This is a genomic window from Caballeronia sp. LP006, from assembly GCF_031450995.1.
Lineage (GTDB): Bacteria > Pseudomonadota > Gammaproteobacteria > Burkholderiales > Burkholderiaceae > Caballeronia.
In genome coordinates this window covers 417,504-436,562 of the sequence record NZ_JARTVW010000005.1, presented here as the reverse complement: position 1 = coordinate 436,562, position 19,059 = coordinate 417,504, and the positions used below count along the sequence as shown (strand labels likewise).

Here is a 19,059-nt window from a genome sequence, read left to right as displayed (position 1 = left end):
GCCTGGCTTCGCGCTTTCAATGCGCTCTTCGCTCGCGGAAATAGGACAGACGGCGACATTAATACGTGCCGTTACGCGTGCGAACTCGCTAGTCGGAAGAAAAGCCGCGTTCTAAGCGCGGCTCTTTTCACTGAAATCTGGCCCGACTTATCTGCCGATCAGAAAACTATCGCGGTCTTGTCCCGCAATCCACTTTGGCGGCTTACCGCGGCCCGACCACGTGCTACCGCTTTCCGGGTCACGGTATTTCGGTGCAACGCCGTTACGGGCACGGGATGCCTTCGGAGTCTTAGCGCCTCGACCACCGGCTAGTTCCTGAAGCGTGATGCCGTAATCCGCCATTTTCTGCTTGATCTCATTGAGCACTTCGGCGTATTCACGCGATTTCGCTTCTTCAATCTGACGTTCCAGAGACTCGCGCTGCGCGAGAAGTTCCTTGTATGAAGGCATGGCAATTTCCTGAGTGGTTTGCTGAATTACGAGTCTGTCGCCCGCTTTACGTTTTCGATAAAGCCTCGGATGGCACGCAGATTAACACATATCGGATTAAGGCGGCATGTGCGCATTGCCACTTAAATTGAGTTTCAGCGGCTTTCCTCGTAACAATGGGTCGTCTGTTCGCTTCTCGCCCGTAGCACCTCTCGGGAAAGTAGTAAGGAATAGACGTCGTTAATCGTGAAAAATTGGCGCGCAATGAAATGCCGTCGACGCTCTTTGGGCAAATATTTCACCGGATGACAGTTTTGATGCAGCCGTTCCTCATAGTAAGCTGTCTTTTTGCCATCCGGTTAATGAATGCTGCCTAGCTTTGCCGCTCGATGCAATCGATTAGCGCGGTCCGCAATTCGTCCCCGTTAAGTTTCGGCTTATCGAAGGTAAAACGATTGCGTGTGCCGTCGCGCAGCAAATCGCATCCGTATCGGTCTATCCCTAATAATGCAAGATTCGCCGGCCGAGCGTTATAAGCATCGAAAATCTTGCAGAGCGCGACTTCATCGGCGGAAGAAACCGGCTCCAGATCATCCAAATCGTCTGCGCGCAGCCAGCCCATTGCACCAAAACCGCCAATAAATCGCATTCGTTCTAGCGACATCAGCCAGAACGAGAAATCACCCAACTCCAGATAACGCCCCGCGTCCGGGTGATATCGCAAATAACGACGCGACAGTTCTTCATATTGCGCAAGCGGCGCGGGCGCGAATGTACCGAGCATGGTCAATCGCTGTCCTTCGAGAACGCGCCCCTTCCGCCGCGTGAGTAATCAGAAAACCGGCCCGTCCGTCTGCCTGAAGATTGCGTGTATGTTCGGCGAGCTGGCTGATCAACAACATTGGCGTATGGTGAGCGGTCGGCGCAAAAGGCAACGCGGTTGGATAAGGAAAACAGCGTGGGTCTCGCGACTGCGTGGCGAGCGTGCCTTCTGGCATGCGATGCAGCAAATGCAAAGGCGCTTGCGACGGGATATGCATGAATCTCCTTTTTGATTATTCGAGTTTGATGCGACCGATGGTAAAGCACGGGCATCGAGCGTGTCTGCTAGCCGTTCGATAGAATCGAAAGCTCCCGCGAAATGAGGCAATCTGCAAGGTTGTCCTGCGTTCGCATCACTCTTTCAAACTGTTCTTTCGTGGCCGACTCGACCTCTCTTTCCGCCTCCCGCGAGTCAAATCCGATGCAAGCCTTGCATCGCAGCCTCCCCGGCCGCCGCCCGCAAGCGCGCCCGCTATTCGACGATGGCCGTGTTCTTCATCGCCGGCATGATGTACGCCTCGTGGGGCGTGCATGTGCCGACCGTGCGCGACAAGTTCGCGCTCAGTCCCGGCATGCTGTCGTTCGCACTCTTCGCCGTCGCTGGCGGCTCGATCTTCGCCATGCTCACAGCCGGTCCGTGGATCGCGCGAGCCGGCACGCGCATGGCCTGCATGGCGGGCGGCCTCACCATGATGTGCTGCGGCGCGCTGATTCTAGTCGTCCCGGCTTTCTGGATGCTGCTCATCGTGCTGGCGTTTTTCGGCTTCGGCATGGCCACACTCGATGTCGCCATGAACGCCGAGGCCAGCGCCGTCGAAGAAGCGCTCGAGCGCCCGATCATGTCGTCGCTGCATGGCATGTTCAGCGTGGGCGGCATGGCGGGCGCGGCGGTCGGCGGCGCGTTGCTCGCGCACGGTCTTGCGCCTGCCGCGCACCTTGCTCTTGTCTCGGGCGTCAGTCTGATCGTCTTGCTCGTGTCGATGCCCTACGTGCTGCCGCACGTGGCGCATCACGATGAACACGCGAAATCGTCGTCGTCGAATCGCTGGCGCTCGGGCGCGCTCTGGGCGCTGGGCGGCATGGCGCTCGTTGCGTTGATCGCGGAGGGCGCCATGTACGACTGGGCCACCGTGTACATGCGCGACGTCGTGCTCGCTACGCCCTCGGTCGCAAGCGCCGCTTATGCCGCGTTCTCGGGCGGCATGGCGGCCGGTCGCTTTGGCGGCGATGCCGTGCGCGCTCGCTTCGGCGCGCCGCAATTGATCTTCGGCAGCGCGGGACTCGCGTTTATCGGCATGGTGATGGCGCTCGTCGTGCCTAACGCGGTCGTGACCCTGACCGGCTTCACACTGATGGGTCTCGGCCTCGCCAACATGATGCCGGTGCTCTTCGCGGCCGCGGCGCGCGTGGAGGGCGTGACGGCGGCGGAAGGGCTCGCGCAGGTCGCGGGCCTCGCGTATTTCGGCTTGCTGCTCGGACCGGTGCTGATTGGCGGCGTCGCGCAAATCGGCACATTGCCCATCGGGTTGTGCGTGGTCGCGGCTTGCTGCGCCTTGATCGCGCTGATCGGACCGAAGATCCTCAAGCGCCTCAAGATATAAAAAAACGCGCGGACCTTTGAAGTCCGCGCGTTTCTTGGAGCCGAAGGCCCGCCGTCATTACATCTTGACGACGTCCAGCAAGCTCTTCTTGCCCTTCTTGTAGTCGTACAACGAGATCACGCCGTGCTTCAGGTCGCCCTTCGAATCGAAGGTCGTCTCGCCGATCACGCCCTTGTAGTCCGTGTTCGGCATGGCGGCAACGATCTTCGCCGGATCGGTCGAGTTTGCGCGCTTCATCGCGTCGACGATGATATACACCGCGTCATACGTGAACGGCGCGTAAATCTGGATAGGCTGACCGAAGCGCTTCTGGAACTTCGCCGCGAACGCCTGGCCGCCTTCCATCTTTTCGAGCGCCATGCCGGCTTCCGAGCACACGATGTTGTCGGTTGCGTCGCCAGCCAGGTCGGCCAGCTTTTCCGTGCAGACGCCGTCGCCTGCGAGAACCTTCGCGCGCAGGCCGAGCTGCTTGGCTTGCTTCGCGAACGGGCCGCCGGTTGCGTCCATGCCGCCGTACATCACCGCGTCGGGGTTCTCACCCTTGATCTTCGTCAGAATCGCGCGGAAGTCGACTGCCTTGTCGTTGGTCGCATCGTGCGAAATGACCTTCAGGCCAAGTGCCTTCGCGGTCTTTTCGAACTCGTTGGCAAGACCCTGACCGTAGGCGGTCGAGTCGTCCACCACGGCGACGCTCTTTACCTTCAATTGCTTCGCGGCGTAGTTGGCGAGCGCCGGGCCTTGTTGAGCATCGGTCGCGACGACGCGATACGTCGTCTTGAAGCCTTGCTGCGTGTAGGTCGGGTTCGTGGCCGACGGCGAAATCTGAACGATGCTCGCGTCGCTGTAAATCTTCGATGCCGGGATGGACGTACCGGAGTTCAAGTGACCGACGACGCCGACAACCTTGTCGTCGACCAGCTTCTGTGCAACCTGCGTGGCGGTACGCGGGTCGGCCGCGTCATCCTGCGCGTCGAGTTCCAGCGTGACCTTCTGGCCGCCGATGGTGAGACCCTTCGCGTTGATTTCCTCGACTGCGAGCCGCGCGCCGTTTTCGTTATCCTTGCCCAGGTGAGCAATGCCGCCGGTCAGCGGAGCGACGTGACCGATCTTGACGACCTGGTCGGCTGCTGCGGATGTTGCCAACGTAGCGAACAGCACGGCTGCAGCGCTGATCGGCAACAGTTTGTGAAGCTTGGTGTTCATGTAAGTCTCCAGTTTCGGTCCCAAAAACAACGTAATCGCCCTGTGCCCCGTCTTTCATCACGATCGCTCAGTCCCGTGGACGACCACGCCGGATGCATCGTCATGCACTTGGCAAGTCCTTCTGGCTGGCCATTTTTGGCGGCCGCCATCCGCACTGCGCGCAAGTGTAGGGGTGTCAAATTAAATTAGGGAAGTTTTTTAAGATACTGGTGTGACTACCGATTAAAGGCCAGTTGAGAAGCGCGGGCGTTTGTGGTGGCGTTCCGTGAAGACGCCCTGTTCATGCGGGTTTCCAAGGGGCGGACGTGTGCCGGTTTGAACGCGCTTCAAGAGCGGCGGCCGTTTGCCGATAATCCCGCGCGCTCGCTTCATTAGCCTGTTTTTAAAGCCGCTAAGTCGCCAAGTGTTTAGACCAGCCGCTCTAAAAATCCTTTTTCCGTCAAAGGTCATGCCAGCGCGGCCCGGACGCGCTCAGGCGTCTGAAAGGGAAAGCTGGCACACTCACTCGCCAACGCGGTCCGAGGCTGGCGAATCAACGCACACAGCCGCCTCAAACGCGCATGTTCAATCGAGCTAAAGGAGCAACGACATGACCATTTCCACCACTTCCCGCTGGATCGACATTCCCGCCGATGGCGGCAGCTTCCAGGGCTATCTCGCCCTGCCAAAGACGGGCACCGGACCCGCTGTGATCATCCTGCAGGAAATCTTCGGCGTGAACGCGCATATTCGCAGCGTCGCCGATCAATATGCGGCAGATGGCTACGTGGCGCTCGCACCGGACGTTTTCTGGCGCACGCAACCACGCGTGGAGTTGGGTTACGACGGCGCGGATCGCGAAAAGGCGATGGAACTGCTGCAAAAGACCAATCTCGATGCAGCCGTCGGCGACGTCGGCGCGTCCGCCCAGGCATTGCGCGCGTTGCCCGAAGTGACGGGCAAGGTGGCGGCCATCGGCTTCTGCTTCGGCGGACGCCTCGCTTATCTGGCGGCGGCGCAAGAGTCGGTCGATCTCGCTGTGGCCTATTACGGTGGCGGCATTCAAAATCAGCTCGATCAGGCCGACAAAATCAAAACACCGATTCAATTCCATTACGGCGAACTAGACGCGCATATTCCTTCCGATGCAGTCGCCAGCGTGCGCGACCGTTTTGCGGGCCGTTCGGATTCGGAACTCTATCTTTATCAGGGCGCCGATCATGGCTTCAATTGCGGCGATCGCGCTTCGTATAACGCGAAGGCATCGGCGCTGGCGCACGGCCGCACCTTGACGTTCCTCGGCGAGTATCTGGTCTGAATATATTTCGTTCGACGGCGCGTAATGTTCGCGCCTGAAAAGACAAAATCCGGCTTGACGGCATTAGAGCCGTACCGGGTTTCGATCAGCGGCGGACGTGCTGATTAAAGCGCATCCGCCCGCCGCGCCTAAACCAGCGCCGGCAGTCCTTCCACGAGCAGGAACGCAACCAGCACGCCCAATAGCGCGCCGAATACGCGCAAGGCGTTGTTCTTGAAATGCGTTGCGCAGGGAATGGCGCCGAGGAATAAGGCGCCAGCGAGCGCCATCGGGATAATCAGAATGAAATCGCCGATTGTGAAGTAAGTCGTCATGGTGCGTCTCCCTTCTTCCAGCTTCAAGCTCTTGTCGCGGCGCGCTCGAGATAATTCGTCGCGTCGACGCTTCGAGTATAGGCCGGTCGAATCGCCGTGTCGGCCTATATTCGTGCGCCTGAAAACTATTGCATTGCACCAAGCTAATTGAAACAAGGCTTTGCAAACGGAATTATTAAGTAGACGCGGAAAAACCCTTACTTCCCTCATATTTCAACGGGCTTTCAAAATCGCCTCACGGAATAATGACGATTAAGCACTCCGCTCGCGCACATTCAGATAAACCGCGCCCGCCATTCCGACCAGCAGCAAAGCGCCGATCAGCGAAGCCACCCCAGGCCAGCCGAACGCCGTCCAGAAGTGGCCGCCGTACGAGCCGATCAAGCTCGATCCAAGGTAATAAGCAAGCAGATAGAGCGCCGCCGCTTGTCCTTTTGCCTGCGCGGCGAGTCGTCCGACCCAGCCGCTCGCCACTGAATGCCCGGCAAAGAAGCCGAACGTCAGGCAGGCAATTCCGCCGATGATCACCGGCAACGAACTCGAAAGCGTCATCGCGATGCCGAGCATCATCAAAAGCAAACTCGCGATCAGCACGCGCCCGCGCCCGAATACATCGGCGAGTTTGCCCGACCACGGCGATGCGACCACGCCGGTGAGATAAACCGTGAAGATCGCGCCGATCTGCGTCTGATTGAGCCGGAACGGCGCGCCGAGCAGCCGATAACCCACGTAGTTGTAGAGCGTGACGAAACTGCCCATCAGCACGAAGCCGATGAGAAACAGAAACGGCAATCCGCCGTGCCGCAAATGTGCGGCAAGCGAGCGTCGATGATGATGGAAACCAACGCCGCGTCTTGGCTTGAAGCGCCGCGATGGCGGCAGCAACGAGCGGAATGCCAGCGTCGCGACAAGCCCGAGCAGCCCGATTCCTCCAATCGCAATGCGCCAGCCGAACAGATCGGCGAGGATGCCGCTGATCACGCGACCCGCCATGCCGCCTATCGCGGTGCCGCCGACGTAGAGCCCCATCGCAAGGCCCAGGCCTTCGGGGTGCACCTCTTCCGCGAGATATGCCATTGCCACGGCCGGCACGCCGCCGAGCGCAAAGCCTTCCAGCGCGCGCACGATCAATAGCGCGTGCCAGTTCGGCAGCGCGGCGACGATCATGGTGAGAACGGACGATGCGAGCAGCGACATCGTCATCAAGCGGTGGCGGCTCCAGCTCTCCGAAACGAATCCGGCGATGAAAATCGCCACTGCCAGCGCCGCCGTGCTCACCGAGACCGAAAGCGCACTCACCGCCGGGCTTACGCCGAACGCCTTGGTGAACTCCGGCAGCAGCGGCTGCACGCAATAGAGCAGCGAGAACGTGGCGTAGCCCGCGAACAACAAGGCCAGCGCCGCGCGCCAGTAAGCGCGCGAGCCGCGCTCGAGATAGGGAATGGAATCAGCTTCAGTTTCGGTGCGCTGCGGCGCCGGCGATGCATTCACAACCAGGGTCTCCGTGTCGACCAGAGAGGATTATTCTGATCTGGTTCAAAGTTTTCGGCCCACGTTCGGCGGCCCAAAACCGCTAAAGATACGCCGATCCTTAGGGTTTTGCCCGATACAGAAATCGGTCGCATGTGCCGCAGGACACAACTTAATGCCGAAAAACGTCATCCAATGGCAACAAATGATATCGGCAGGCATCGCGCTCACGCGCCGCGATGCGCTAAAGTAAGGACACAATCGTTCATGGAAGCCGTGTGTGCTGCGCGTCGCGCAACAATGACGCGGCAGGTTGTCTGGTGCACGAGCCGTGAAAAGCCTGTGCTTGGTGAAAATATTTGACCGGCGTTTTATCCTCAGCCGGCACGGAAACGGGGATTCATCATGCAAATCGGTTCGATTGTCCGCTCCGTCCATATTGCCGTGCCTCAGGGCGCACGCGGCATCGTGATGCGAATTCTGGGCGACATGGCTATGGTCGCGTGGTACGCGGGCGAGCCCGGTGTCACTCAACTGCTCAACACGGAGCCGTTCTTTCTCGAAGATCTGATCGATACGGGCGAGATCGTGCGCCCCGCGAACACGGTCGTCCACTGAAGGAACGCTGACCCGCGCGCGGCCGGCGAGCCAGTTGTCCGCGCGCGGGGCACAATGCCGGAATGAACTCAACCCATTCCGATACCCCCGGCGCGCCCGCGCCGAGCGAGGCCCCGCCCTTTGCCGGCCTTGCGCCCGAGCGTGTGCTCGACGCGCTCGACAGCGTGCTGATCCCCGCTGGCAAGCGCACTGACGGCCGCCTGCTGGCGCTCAACAGCTACGAAAACCGCGTCTACCAGGCGGGTCTCGAAGACGGGCCGCCGATCGTCGCGAAGTTTTATCGTCCAGGGCGATGGTCGGATGCCGCGATTCTCGAAGAGCACGCCTTCGTCGCCACGTTGACGGAGCGCGAGATTCCAGCGGTTCCGGCACTTTCGCTCGAAGGCGCGACGCTCCATGAATTCGAAGGCTTTCGCTTCTCCGTGTTCGAACGGCGCGGCGGCCGCGCGCCGGATCTCGACGGCCGCGACACGCTCGAATGGCTCGGGCGCTTCATCGGGCGCATTCACGCGGTGGGCGGCATCGAACCGTATCGCGAACGGCCCACACTCGATATCCAAACCTTTGGGTACGAGCCGCGCGAGTTTCTGCTCACGCATCGCTTCGTGCCCGACGATGTCCGCGAGGCCTACGAGCGCGTCGTGGACATGGCGCTCGAAGGCGTCGCGCAATGTTTCGAGCGCGCGGGCGACGTGCGCCATCTGCGACTGCACGGCGATTGCCATCCGAGCAACGTGCTCTGGACCGATGCCGGTCCGCATTTCGTCGATTTTGACGACAGCCGCATGGGCCCGGCCGTTCAGGACCTTTGGCTGCTGCTGCCGGGCGACCGCGCGGAGGCATCGCGCGCGCTTGCCGATCTGCTCGCCGGATACGAAGACTTCTGCGATTTCGACTCGCGCGAGCTGCATCTGATCGAAGCGCTGCGCACCTTGCGGCTGATTCACTACGCTGCCTGGCTCGCGCGCCGCTGGAACGATCCCGCGTTTCCCGCCGCCTTCCCGTGGTTCAACACGCAGCGTTATTGGGAAGAACGCATCCTCGAATTGCGGGAGCAAGTCGGCGCGATGCAGGAAGGACCGCTCTGGCCGGTCTGAAATATTTCGTTAGAAATGATCGTGTTAGTTAGTCGAAAAACGTTGAGTTAGGTTTTTCGACATGTAATGATAACGATTCTCATCTGATTGCCTCTTCGTTGCCTCTCGCCGACGCCGCATTTGAACGCGTGTCTAGCCGACTGCGACGGGGCTTTGCCCGAACCAGACCCACTTCCGGAGAGACGCGTGAACGCGCCCGATACACTGAATCCGCAGCCATCCGCGACTAGCGGCGCTTCCTACCGGCCGCATCGGCTTATTGACGATGCCGAGCAGTTCGTCCGCAAAAATCGGTCGCGCCGTTCGGTTTTTCTCAAATGGCTGCGAAAGGTGCACGGCTGGATCGGCTTGTGGGGCGCGTTACTCGGCTTGCTGTTCGGCACGACCGGTTTCCTGTTGAATCACCGCGCGCCGCCGCTGCGTATCTCGACAGGCGAACCGCAGGTTACGCAGATGCAGATGCCCTTGCCCGCCGAAGGATTCAAGTCGCCGCGCGACATGGGGACGTGGCTCAAGAAGGAATTGAAGATCGACGGTCAGCTTGGCCGTACGCGTCGCGAGCCCGCGCATCCGGTCGGCTGGGGCGACAAGAGCACGATGCAGCCGGAGCAGTGGTCGGTGGCACTGGCCACGCCAGGCGGCAACGTGCAGGCGGAATACTGGGTGGGCAATAACTTCGTGTCGGTGAAGCGCACCGAAAACACCTTCCTCGCAATGATGACGAACCTGCACAAGGGCGTGGGTCTGAGCGTGGGCTGGGTGCTGCTCATCGATACGTTCGCGGGCAGCATCATATTGCTGTCGCTGACTGGCGTGCTGTTGTGGACCGAGCTCAACAAGCGGCGCACGGCGGGTGTGGTGATCGTCACCGTCTCGCTGATCGCGGCAATTGTTTGTGGGTTGATGTAAGGCGCTCCCTAGCGCGCTTGGTGCGTAGCGAAGCGGTTTGGATGCGCGGTGTCGCCGTTTTGCCGCGTTGCTCCGCTTTTCTCCCCATGGCCGGCCTTTGCCATGCCGGCGCGAACCACGCGCGCCGCTCTATGCCTTCCTTTTCCGCGGATTATGCCGCGTGAGCCAAAGATACAAACCGCTTCCCAGCACGACGATAGTCAGCAAATCGAACGCTGCCCAGAAAATTTTGAGCGGCATCCCGCCGAAATCGCCGAAATGCAATGGCTGCGAGCCAAGCAGCACTTTCAGATACCACGGCAATTCGCGTGAATCGGTGAGCGCGCCGGTCGATGCATCCACGAGAACCGGCCGCAGGATTCGCGTCGTGAGAATGCCGTCGCCGCGCATCCACACGGCATAGTGATGCGGACTGCTGAAGCGCGTCCCCGGAAACGCCACGAACGACGGAATCATGCCGGGTGCGACGCCCTGCGCGGTCTTCACGGCGTCGTCGACGGTTGCGCGCACCGTCACCGGCGGCTGGCCATGATAAGGCGCGAGCATCTGCGCGAGTTGATCGTTACGCCAGGCATCGAGCATGAGATCGGCGAGCGTGTTGATGGAACCGGTCGCGCCGACCAATAGCGCCCACGCGAGCGTCAACATGCCGATGGCGTTATGCCAGTCAAGCCAGACGATGCGCCGCTTCTTCGCAAGCCGCACGCGCCCGAGCCCTACCTTGCGCCAGAACGGCAAATACACGACGACACCCGAGACAATCGCCGCGAGAAACATCACGCCCATCGCGCCGAGGAACAGTTTGCCGAAGAGTCCGGCGAACATATCGACGTGCAGTTTGAGCAGCACGAACTTGAGCGATCCCTTTCCCGGCGGCATGCCGAGCGGCCTCGCGGTGCGTGCATCGACGGTGGTGCTTAGCGTGTCGTCGGGCGGTGTATCGGCGCGAGGCGCGGTGACGATGACAGGCAAAAGCGGTTCGTCCGGCTCCCAGATCATGTACTGCGCAACGTGGCCGGAATGCTCCCTCAGCGCGGCGTGCAAGACCGCGTCGTAACTCGCGCGCGCATTCGCCTGCGATGCGGGCAGCGCAGGCGCTTCGATGGCATCGCCCGTCAGCAGGTCGAGTTGGTGACCGAAGACGAGCGGCAGGCCCGTCAGACAGAGCAGCAACATGAACGCCGTGCAGATGAGACTCGTCCAGCGATGCACCACGGACCACCCGCGTAACGCACGGTGGCTCATGTGACGCTGCCCGGTTCTGACGGACGCGGGTTGCGGCGGCGCATCCGCTTGCGCGATTGCGCGGCGGGCATCGCCGGTCAAGGGTTTGCCGGGCATTCGGTGCGGATTGGAAATAGTTCGATGACCTGTCCGCGCAGGCTTGGCGCATCAAAATTAGCCGCGCGGATGAGAACGACGATTATAGGCCGCACGCGATGCGGGCCTGAGCTTGCGAATTCGGGGTCGCCAAACTCATACGCCACACACCTCGCCACTTCCCGCGAGTTCCCGCGCGGCCTTTGCGCCTTCCACCTTCAGCAATTCCGGCAAGGACACGCCGTTCTTCGCCGCCGTGACTTCCGCGAGAATCGACACCGCGATCTCGGGCGGCGTGCGGCTGCCGATATAAATGCCCACCGGCCCGTGCAGTCGCGCGAGTTCGGCTTCGTTGAGATCGAACTCCTTCAGACGCTCGCGCCGCGCGGCGTTGTTGCGCCGCGATCCCAGCGCGCCGACATAGAAGGCAGGCGTTTTCAGCGCTTCCATCAGCGCGAGATCGTCGAGCTTCGGATCGTGCGTCAGCGCGATGACCGCGCAGCGTTCGTCGAGTTTCATGTCCATCACGGTATCGTCGGGCATGGTCCGCACGATGGTCGTGCCCGGCACGTTCCACTCGTCCGTGTACTCCACGCGCGGGTCGCAGACGGTGACCTGATAATCCAGCCCCACCGCGATGCTGCACAGATAGCGCGACAACTGCCCCGCGCCGATCACCAGCATGCGATAGCGCGGCCCGTGGATGGTGAGCAGCGTGGCGTCGTCGAAGAGCACGCCATCGGTAGCTTGCGCCGGTTCGAGACGCGCGCGGCCGGTCGCCATGTCGAGCGTGCGCGCGACGAGCCGCCCGCTTTCCACCGCCGCGCACAGTTCCGCGATGCCGCTGTCCTTCGTCAACGGCTCCAGCACGAGCTGAATCGTGCCGCCGCACGGCAAGCCGAAGCGATGCGCTTCTTCCGCGCTGATGCCGTACTTCACCGCTTCCGGCTTCGTCTGCTCGATACCGCGTTGCCGCACGCGCTCGATCAGATCGTCTTCAATACACCCGCCCGACACCGATCCGACCACGTGGCCGTCGGCGCGCACGGCGAGCATGGCGCCTTCCGGGCGCGGCGACGAGCCCCACGTCTTCACCACCGTGACGAGCAATGCGCGATGACCTTCATCGAGCCATCGCGCGCTGTTTTTCAAGACTTCGAGATCCACGCTGTCCATGATTTCTTTCCCTGTTCCTGCCCTGCGTCGCCGCCGTTTTCAGCGTCCGCCGATTCATTCGCCGGTCCACTCGCGCCCTGCAATTGCGCGCTGAAGCGCTTGAAGAACTCGCCCGCGATTTTGCGCGCCGCGCCATCCACGAGCCGCGAGCCGATCTGCGCCAGCTTGCCACCCACCTGCGCATTCGCGCTGTAAGTGAGCCTGGTGGTGTCGGCGGTCTCGCCCGGTTCCAGGTTCACCGTCGCGCTGCCCTTGCTGAAACCGGCCGCGCCGCCCTGCCCTTCGAACACGATGGTGTACGTCTTCGGCGCGTCGATATTCGTCAGTTCCATGCGGCCCTTGAAGCGCGCCTTGACCGGGCCGACCGCCGCCGTCATCGCGACCGCATACGCATTCTCGCCTTCCGCGTCGATGCTGTCGCAGCCGGGGATACAAAGTTTCAGAATCTCCGTGTCGTTGAGCGCTTCCCACGCCCGCGCCTGGGGCACCGGCAAGACATGCGTTTCGGACAGTTCCATTTTTCGTCTCCCTGAAACTCACGGGACGCGACGCGCGCCTGAATCGTGCCGGCCGTGCGCCGCCGCCAGTTCCCGTCCGACAGCGGTGAGACTGTCGAGATTGTGGGCCGCGAGCATCGCATCGACGTGCGGCAGGATCGCGCGCACGCCTCGGGCGCGCGGCGTGAAATCGGCGAATCTCAGAAGCGGATTGAGCCACACCAGCCGATGCGCGAAACGATGCAGCCGCGCAATTTCGGTTTCGAGCACGTCGATGGCCTCGTGATCCAGGCCGTCGGTGACGAGAAGAACGGTCGCGCGACCTGCAAGCACGCGGCGCGCCCAGCGTCGATTGAACTCGGCGAGCGCCCCGCCAATGCGCGTTCCGCCCGACCAGTCGGCGACCTGAAGCCCGAGCGCGGCAATCGCGACGTCCGGATCGCGCTCACGCAACGCGCGCGTGGCGTTGGTCAGACGCGTGCCGAACAGAAACACCTGCAAGCGCTCGCGCGATTGCAAAAGCGCGTGGCAGAAGTACAGAACGGCGCGCGAATATGCGCTCATCGAGCCGGATATGTCGAGCAACAAGACGAGCGGCGGCCGGCGTTCCACGACGGCGCGGTATTTCCACACGGTCCAGTCGCCGCCTGAACGAACCGCGTGACGTGCGCTCGCCTTCAGGTCGGCATGCGTGCCGCGCGAAGCCGCCTTGAGCCTGCGCGTCGGTTCGCTAGCAAGCGGCAGCCGATGCGCGCGAATTTGATGCCGCAGCGTGCGCCATTCGTCGGCGCTCAGGGTATCGAAATCGCGCTGGCTCAGGCGTTCCCGCGCGCTGAACGAGAGGCGCGCGTGCGCTTCCTCGGTCGCGCCTTCCCGCTTCGTTTCAGCCGATGACACCGCGCGCGTGGCGAGCGCATCGGCGAGACGGTTGTTGCGTTTGGGCGGCGGCATGCCGTTCGTCACTTTCGGCAGCAACAGCATGCGCAGCTTGCCTTCCCAGTCGGGATCGCGCCAAAAGAGATCGAAGGCCGCGTCGAAGATGCCGCGCTCGTCGCTCGCGTGAACCAGCAGACACGCGAGCGTCGCGTGCACGTCGTCGCGACGACGCAGATCGATGAAGCGCAGCGCGTCGATGGCATCGACGGCATGCGCGGGCGACATGCCGAGGCCCGCGCCGCGCAGCAGCCTGACGAAGTGCACGACGTTGCGCGCGATGGTTTCCATCGCTATGACCGCGCCGCCGAAAGACATTGCGCGAGCGTGTCGGCGTCCATGCGCGCGAGGTCGTCCTGATACTTCAGCAGCACGCCGAGCGTGTCGCGCACCGACTGCGGATCCAGTTCCGACACCGACAACGCCGCGAGCGCGCGGCACCAGTCGATGGTTTCCGCGACGCCCGGCGCCTTGAACAGATCCAGCGTGCGCAACTCGTGCACGAAGCCGACCGCTCGCGCCTGCAAGTCGCGGCTCGCTTCCGGTGCGCGCGCCGCGACGATCTCGAGCTCGACATCGCGCGCGGGATAGCCGATCCACTGATAAAGACAGCGGCGCTTGAGCGCATCGTGCACTTCGCGCGTGCGGTTCGAGGTCATCACGACGAGAGGCGGATGCGTGGCGCGCACCGTGCCGTACTCGGGAATCGACACCTGAAAGTCCGACAGCAGTTCGAGCAGGAACGCTTCGAACGGCTCGTCGGCGCGATCGATTTCATCGATGAGCAACACGCGCCGCGCGTTCGCGTTCGAAGGATCGGGCAGCAGCGCCTGAAGCAACGGACGCTTCAACAGAAACTCGCCGCGATACAGCGAATCGTTCGAGGGTGTTTCACCCGATGCTTCCGCGAGCCGCAGCGCCATGATCTGACGCGGATAGTCCCATTCGTAGAGCGCGCTCGCCGTATCGAGACCTTCGTAGCATTGCAGGCGCAAGAGCGTCGTGCCGCACAGACCCGCCGCCGCTTTCGCGAGTTCGGTCTTGCCGACGCCCGGTTCGCCTTCGAGAAAGAGCGGCCGCTGCATTTTCAGCGCGAGAAAAAGCGCCGTCGCGAGCTCGCGGTTCGCGAAGTATTGATGCTCGCGCAGTCGCGCGAGCGTCTCGTCGATGGAATCCGGCTCGTTCGGCATCATGGGAAGGCGCGGCGGACTCGAAATCCGCCGCTTGGTTGCTGAATGACTTCGACGTGCTGCCTAGAACGAGTTGGCGCGTTCGATCGCCCGGCCCGCCAGCACCGGAATCAGATGCGCGCGATATTCCGCGCTCGCGTGCATGTCGTCGTTGAGTTCGCCGGGCAGGATCTTCACGCCTCGCGCCGCGCTGACGGAAAAGTCTTTCGACAACGCCGCCTCCAGCTCGGCCGCACGAAACACGGAAGACGCCGCGCCAGTCACGCCAACGCGCACGCCGTCTTCATGCTTTGCAACGAACACGCCGACGAGCGCGAAGTGCGAAGCAGGGTTGCGAAACTTTTCGTACGCGGCGCGCTTGGCGAGCGGAAATTCCACCGCGACGATCAACTCGTCCGGCTCCAGCGCGGTCTGATACATGTCGATGAAAAACTCATCCGCGCCAATGCGCCTGCGATCCGTCACCACCGTCGCGTTCAGCGCAAGCACGGCGGCTGGATAGCACGCGGCGGGGTCGTCGTTGGCAAGCGAGCCGCCAATCGTGCCGCGCTCGCGCACCTGTCTGTCGCCGATTCGGCCAGCCAGATCGGCGAGACCGGGCAGCGCCTTTCGAACCTGTTCGTCCGATGCAACCTGCGCGTGGCACATGGCGCCGCCGATGATCAGCTTGCCGCCATCGAGCGCGATGCTTTTCATCGACGCGATGCGCGTCACATCCACGAGCGCCGATGGCTGCGCGAGCCGCAAGCGCATGGTCGGCAAGAGACTCTGGCCGCCCGCGAGAAATTTGGCATCGCCGTTAGCGGAAAGCGCGGCAACCGCAGCCTGAGTTTCGCCGGGACGTTGATAGTCGAATGCGTACATGTTCGTTCTCCCTTCAGGCGCGTTGGGCGGCGTGCATTGCGGACCACACGCGATGGGGCGTCGCGGGCATCTGCAAATCCTTCACGCCGAGCGGCGCGAGGGCATCGAGAATCGCGTTGATGACGGCGGGCGGCGAGCCGATTGCGCCCGCTTCGCCGCAGCCCTTCACGCCGAGCGGATTGTGCGAGCACGGCGTGCCCTTCGCGGTTTCGACGGTGAAGTTCGGCAAGTCGATGGCATGCGGCATCGCGTAATCCATATACGAGCCTGAGAGCAACTGGCCGGTGGTGTCGTCGTAGACGCAGCGCTCGAGCATCGCCTGCCCGATTCCCTGGCCGAGCCCGCCATGCACTTGTCCCTCGACGATCATCGGGTTGATCACGTTGCCGAAGTCATCGACCGCCGTGAACTTCTGAATACGCGTTTCGCCTGTGTCCTGATCGACTTCCACTTCGCAGACATACGCGCCCGACGGATAAGTGAAGTTGGTCGGATCGTAGAACGCATTTTCGTTCAGCCCCGGCTCCATGGTTTCCAGCGGGAAGTTGTGCGGCACGTAGGCGGCAAGCGAGACATCGACGAAACTCTTCGTGCGGTCCGTGCCCGCCACGCGGAACGTGCCGTTCTTGAACTCGATGTCCTCCACCGCTGCTTCGAGCAGATGCGCGGCAATCTTCTTGGCCTTCGCTTCCACCTTGTCGAGCGCCTTCATGATCGCCGAGCCGCCGACCGAAATGGAGCGCGAGCCATACGTGCCCATGCCGAACGGAATGCGGCCCGTGTCGCCGTGAATGATCTCGACGTTGTCGATATCCACGCCAAGCCGGTCCGCGACCACTTGCGCGAAGGTCGTTTCGTGCCCTTGTCCGTGACTGTGCGAGCCGGTGAAAACCGTGACCGAGCCGGTAGGATGCACGCGCACTTCGCCCGCCTCGAACAAGCCCGCCCGCGCGCCGAGCGCCCCCGCGACATTCGAGGGCGCGAGCCCGCACGCCTCGATATAGCACGAATAGCCGATGCCGCGTAGCTTGCCCGCTTTCTCCGATTCCGCCTTGCGCATGGCAAAGCCTTGCACGTCCGCGAGTTCGAGCGCGCGGTTCAGACACGCGTCGTAATCGCCGACGTCGTAGGTCAGGCCGACCGGCGTCGCGTACGGAAACTCGCGTATGAAGTTGCGGCGGCGCAGTTCGACCGGATCGATATTCAACTCGCGCGCCGCCGTTTCGACGAGCCGCTCGACGACATAGGTCGCTTCCGGACGGCCCGCGCCGCGATAGGCATCGACGGGAACGGTGTTGGTGAAGACCGCTTTGACTTCGGCGTAGATCGCGGGCGTGGTGTATTGGCCGGCGAGCAAGGTCGCGTAGAGCACGGTCGGAATCGACGAGGCGAACGTCGACAGATACGCGCCCATGTTCGCCGTCGTGTGCACGCGCATCGCGAGAAACTTGCCGTCTTTGTCGATGGCGAGTTCTGCTTTGGTGACGTGATCGCGGCCATGCGCGTCGGAAAGAAACGCTTCGGAGCGCTCGGCCGTCCACTTGATCGGACGCCCGACTTTCTTCGACGCCCACGTCAGCGCCACGTCTTCCGGGTACAGGAAAATCTTCGAGCCGAAGCCGCCGCCCACATCCGGCGCGATGATCCGCAGTTTCGATTCCGGCAGCGACAGTACGAACGCCGCCATCAGCAGCCGCTCGACGTGCGGGTTCTGATTCGCGACGTAGACCGTGTAGCTTTCGTCGTGCTTCGAATAGCTCGCGTTGACGGCGCGCGGTTCGATCGCGTTTGGCACGAGGCGCTGGTTCACGATATCGAGCGTCGTCACGTGCGCGGCCTGCGCGAAGGCGGCGTCGGTCTTGGCCTTGTCGCCGTGGCCCCAGTTGTAGCAGACGTTGTTCGGCACGCTGTCGTGCACTTGCGGCTGGCCGTCGCCGGCGGCGCTGCCGGTATCGACCGCGGCGGGCAGCACGTCGTAATCGACCTCGATGAGTTCGAGCGCGTCCTTCGCTTCCTTGATGGATTCGGCGACCACGAGCGCGACCTGATCGCCCACGTGCAGCACCTTTTCGTTCGCAATGACGGGATGCGGCGGCTCTTTCATCGGCGAGCCATCGGTGCTGTGGATCAGCCAGCCGCACGGCAAGCCACCGACGTTTTCGCCGGCAAGATCCTTGCCCGTGAAAATGGCGATCACGCCCGGCGAAGCCTTGGCCGCTTCCATGTCGATACCGCGAATCTTCGCGTGCGCGTGAGGCGAGCGCAGGAACGCGGCGTAGCTTTGCTGTGGAAGGACGACATCGTCGGTGTACTGGCCGGCACCCGTCAGGAAGCGATAGTCTTCCTTGCGCTTGATGCCAGCGCCAATCAGTTTCTGTTGCTCAGGGGCATTCATCGCGGTCTCCTTGATAGGCGCGAAATCCGGATCGATCGATAGAGTGCAGCTAGTGTTTCTAGCCGCCCGACCTCATGGATTGCGCGCCCTGCAGGACCGCCTTGACGATGTTGTGATAGCCCGTACAGCGGCACAGATTGCCGTCGAGCTGCTCGCGCACTTCCTCTTCGGAGAGATCCGGAGATTGCGCGGCGAGTGCGCTCGCGCTCATCACCATGCCCGGCGTACAGAAACCGCATTGCAGACCGTGGCATTCCTTGAACGCCGCCTGCATGGGATGAAGCTCGCCGTCTTTCGCCATGCCTTCGATAGTCGTCACCGCCATGCCGTCGGCCTGCGCGGCGAGGATGTTGCACGACTTGATCGCGCGCCCTTCGAGATGCACGGTGCACGCGCCGCACTGCGCGGTATCGCAGCCAATGTGCGTGCCGGTGAGCCTGAGTTGTTCGCGTAGAAACTGGACGAGCAGAAGATGCGGTTCGACGTTGGCGGTCACGGGTTTGCCGTTGACCGTCAGGCTGATGCTGAGCGTCATTACTGTCTCCTTTGCGACCCGGCCGGAGCTTTTTCGCTCCATACGCGGGCCTCGTGCAGTTTCTCTGCGACGACTCGAAGCGAAGCTATCCGCTTCTATTCCGGTCACGGCAGACCGACTGCTGTGGGGATGGACCAGCCTTACGCCACTCGCTTGCTTCGCCACTCACGTCAACCACGTCCTGAACCTGCCGACCTGCTGCTGTGAGCGTTTGGCTGGGAAATCGTGTGATGCGCGTTCATGTTTGCAGAGCCGAGTAAAGCACAAATCGGCGAGCGTAGCTATTGGGCTTACTTGCCGGTGGATGCGTTTGCCTGTCTGCGCTCGTCTTCGCTTGCGGCTCTGAAAATAAAAACGCCGCCCGAAGGCGGCGTTCATGCAACCGGCGC

17 protein-coding genes and 1 pseudogene are annotated in these 19,059 nt (G+C 62.2%); 5 read left to right on the top strand and 13 right to left on the bottom strand.

What is annotated here, in order from left to right; all coding sequences use genetic code 11:
- Positions 1 to 147 precede the first annotated feature (147 nt).
- Positions 148 to 450: an H-NS family nucleoid-associated regulatory protein gene (locus tag P9250_RS18700; RefSeq protein WP_244826690.1), complete on the bottom strand. Its 303-nt coding sequence runs from the start codon at positions 448 to 450 to the stop codon at positions 148 to 150.
- A 352-nt stretch (positions 451 to 802) separates the two neighbouring features.
- Positions 803 to 1,469: pseudogene (locus tag P9250_RS18695) on the bottom strand (HugZ family protein).
- A gap of 198 nt (positions 1,470 to 1,667) precedes the next feature.
- Between P9250_RS18695 and P9250_RS18690 the strand changes: the two are divergent.
- Positions 1,668 to 2,852: an MFS transporter gene (locus tag P9250_RS18690; protein ID WP_310396797.1), complete on the top strand. Its 1,185-nt coding sequence runs from the start codon at positions 1,668 to 1,670 to the stop codon at positions 2,850 to 2,852.
- Between the two features lie 57 nt (positions 2,853 to 2,909).
- Here the strand turns inward: P9250_RS18690 and P9250_RS18685 are convergent, their stop codons facing one another.
- The gene (locus P9250_RS18685) at positions 2,910 to 4,055 is read right to left on the bottom strand and encodes a branched-chain amino acid ABC transporter substrate-binding protein (RefSeq protein ID WP_244826687.1); all 1,146 of its coding nucleotides are present in this window, start codon (positions 4,053 to 4,055) and stop codon (positions 2,910 to 2,912) included.
- A 595-nt stretch (positions 4,056 to 4,650) separates the two neighbouring features.
- Between P9250_RS18685 and P9250_RS18680 the strand changes: the two genes are divergently transcribed.
- Positions 4,651 to 5,352 carry a dienelactone hydrolase family protein gene (locus P9250_RS18680; protein WP_310396794.1) on the top strand — a complete coding sequence of 234 codons (702 nt, stop codon included), beginning with the start codon at positions 4,651 to 4,653 and terminating at the stop codon, positions 5,350 to 5,352.
- 128 nt (positions 5,353 to 5,480) lie between these two features.
- On the opposite strand, the gene P9250_RS18675 is transcribed toward P9250_RS18680, so the two are convergent.
- Entirely contained in the window at positions 5,481 to 5,666 is a 186-nt protein-coding gene (locus P9250_RS18675) for a hypothetical protein (protein ID WP_244826686.1), read from the bottom strand.
- Between the two features lie 252 nt (positions 5,667 to 5,918).
- Positions 5,919 to 7,157, bottom strand: a complete 1,239-nt coding sequence (locus P9250_RS18670; protein WP_310394524.1) for an MFS transporter — start codon at positions 7,155 to 7,157, stop codon at positions 5,919 to 5,921.
- A gap of 384 nt (positions 7,158 to 7,541) precedes the next feature.
- On the opposite strand from P9250_RS18670, the gene P9250_RS18665 reads away from it, so the two are divergent.
- The 3 genes from P9250_RS18665 to P9250_RS18655 all read left to right on the top strand — a co-directional run bounded on the left by P9250_RS18665 (position 7,542) and on the right by P9250_RS18655 (position 9,760).
- Entirely contained in the window at positions 7,542 to 7,754 is a 213-nt protein-coding gene (locus P9250_RS18665) for a hypothetical protein (RefSeq protein WP_244826684.1), read from the top strand.
- Between the two features lie 62 nt (positions 7,755 to 7,816).
- Positions 7,817 to 8,851 carry a serine/threonine protein kinase gene (locus P9250_RS18660; RefSeq protein ID WP_309845070.1) on the top strand — a complete coding sequence of 345 codons (1,035 nt, stop codon included), beginning with the start codon at positions 7,817 to 7,819 and terminating at the stop codon, positions 8,849 to 8,851.
- A 186-nt stretch (positions 8,852 to 9,037) separates the two neighbouring features.
- Positions 9,038 to 9,760 carry a PepSY-associated TM helix domain-containing protein gene (locus P9250_RS18655; RefSeq protein ID WP_250492874.1) on the top strand — a complete coding sequence of 241 codons (723 nt, stop codon included), beginning with the start codon at positions 9,038 to 9,040 and terminating at the stop codon, positions 9,758 to 9,760.
- Positions 9,761 to 9,889: 129 nt separating this feature from the next.
- Here P9250_RS18655 and P9250_RS18650 read toward each other — a convergent pair whose 3' ends face one another.
- The 8 genes from P9250_RS18650 to P9250_RS18615 all read right to left on the bottom strand — a co-directional run bounded on the left by P9250_RS18650 (position 9,890) and on the right by P9250_RS18615 (position 18,670).
- Positions 9,890 to 11,101: a PepSY-associated TM helix domain-containing protein gene (locus P9250_RS18650; RefSeq protein ID WP_310394520.1), complete on the bottom strand. Its 1,212-nt coding sequence runs from the start codon at positions 11,099 to 11,101 to the stop codon at positions 9,890 to 9,892.
- 135 nt (positions 11,102 to 11,236) lie between these two features.
- Positions 11,237 to 12,256: an XdhC family protein gene (locus tag P9250_RS18645; RefSeq protein ID WP_310394517.1), complete on the bottom strand. Its 1,020-nt coding sequence runs from the start codon at positions 12,254 to 12,256 to the stop codon at positions 11,237 to 11,239.
- The gene (locus P9250_RS18640) at positions 12,229 to 12,774 is read right to left on the bottom strand and encodes a CoxG family protein (protein ID WP_244826679.1); all 546 of its coding nucleotides are present in this window, start codon (positions 12,772 to 12,774) and stop codon (positions 12,229 to 12,231) included. The genes P9250_RS18645 and P9250_RS18640 overlap by 28 nt, the downstream gene beginning before the upstream one ends.
- Positions 12,775 to 12,792: 18 nt before the next feature.
- A complete protein-coding gene (locus P9250_RS18635) occupies positions 12,793 to 14,004 on the bottom strand; it encodes a VWA domain-containing protein (RefSeq protein WP_250466262.1) in 1,212 nt (403 codons plus the stop codon).
- On the bottom strand, positions 13,980 to 14,876 hold the full coding sequence (locus P9250_RS18630; RefSeq protein ID WP_250466310.1) for a MoxR family ATPase: 897 nt from the start codon (positions 14,874 to 14,876) through the stop codon (positions 13,980 to 13,982). The genes P9250_RS18635 and P9250_RS18630 overlap by 25 nt, the downstream gene beginning before the upstream one ends.
- A gap of 63 nt (positions 14,877 to 14,939) precedes the next feature.
- A complete protein-coding gene (locus P9250_RS18625) occupies positions 14,940 to 15,740 on the bottom strand; it encodes a xanthine dehydrogenase family protein subunit M (protein ID WP_310394514.1) in 801 nt (266 codons plus the stop codon).
- Between the two features lie 13 nt (positions 15,741 to 15,753).
- Positions 15,754 to 18,135 carry a xanthine dehydrogenase family protein molybdopterin-binding subunit gene (locus P9250_RS18620; RefSeq protein WP_250466258.1) on the bottom strand — a complete coding sequence of 794 codons (2,382 nt, stop codon included), beginning with the start codon at positions 18,133 to 18,135 and terminating at the stop codon, positions 15,754 to 15,756.
- A gap of 58 nt (positions 18,136 to 18,193) precedes the next feature.
- Positions 18,194 to 18,670, bottom strand: coding sequence for a (2Fe-2S)-binding protein (locus tag P9250_RS18615; protein ID WP_244826675.1), 477 nt, complete (start codon positions 18,668 to 18,670; stop codon positions 18,194 to 18,196).
- Between the last annotated feature and the right edge of the window lie 389 nt (positions 18,671 to 19,059).

What these genes read in the sequence shown, in the direction of transcription:
- P9250_RS18700 (WP_244826690.1), bottom strand. Translation starts at nt 450, where the DNA reads ATGCCTTCATACAAGGAACTTCTCGCGCAGCGCGAGTCTCTGGAACGT.
- P9250_RS18685 (WP_244826687.1), bottom strand. Translation starts at nt 4,055, where the DNA reads ATGAACACCAAGCTTCACAAACTGTTGCCGATCAGCGCTGCAGCCGTG.
- P9250_RS18675 (WP_244826686.1), bottom strand. Translation starts at nt 5,666, where the DNA reads ATGACGACTTACTTCACAATCGGCGATTTCATTCTGATTATCCCGATG.
- P9250_RS18665 (WP_244826684.1), top strand. Translation starts at nt 7,542, where the DNA reads ATGCAAATCGGTTCGATTGTCCGCTCCGTCCATATTGCCGTGCCTCAG.
- P9250_RS18660 (WP_309845070.1), top strand. Translation starts at nt 7,817, where the DNA reads ATGAACTCAACCCATTCCGATACCCCCGGCGCGCCCGCGCCGAGCGAG.
- P9250_RS18650 (WP_310394520.1), bottom strand. Translation starts at nt 11,101, where the DNA reads ATGCCCGGCAAACCCTTGACCGGCGATGCCCGCCGCGCAATCGCGCAA.
- P9250_RS18645 (WP_310394517.1), bottom strand. Translation starts at nt 12,256, where the DNA reads ATGGACAGCGTGGATCTCGAAGTCTTGAAAAACAGCGCGCGATGGCTC.
- P9250_RS18640 (WP_244826679.1), bottom strand. Translation starts at nt 12,774, where the DNA reads ATGGAACTGTCCGAAACGCATGTCTTGCCGGTGCCCCAGGCGCGGGCG.
- P9250_RS18635 (WP_250466262.1), bottom strand. Translation starts at nt 14,004, where the DNA reads ATGTCTTTCGGCGGCGCGGTCATAGCGATGGAAACCATCGCGCGCAAC.
- P9250_RS18630 (WP_250466310.1), bottom strand. Translation starts at nt 14,876, where the DNA reads ATGCCGAACGAGCCGGATTCCATCGACGAGACGCTCGCGCGACTGCGC.
- P9250_RS18625 (WP_310394514.1), bottom strand. Translation starts at nt 15,740, where the DNA reads ATGTACGCATTCGACTATCAACGTCCCGGCGAAACTCAGGCTGCGGTT.
- P9250_RS18620 (WP_250466258.1), bottom strand. Translation starts at nt 18,135, where the DNA reads ATGAATGCCCCTGAGCAACAGAAACTGATTGGCGCTGGCATCAAGCGC.
- P9250_RS18615 (WP_244826675.1), bottom strand. Translation starts at nt 18,670, where the DNA reads ATGACGCTCAGCATCAGCCTGACGGTCAACGGCAAACCCGTGACCGCC.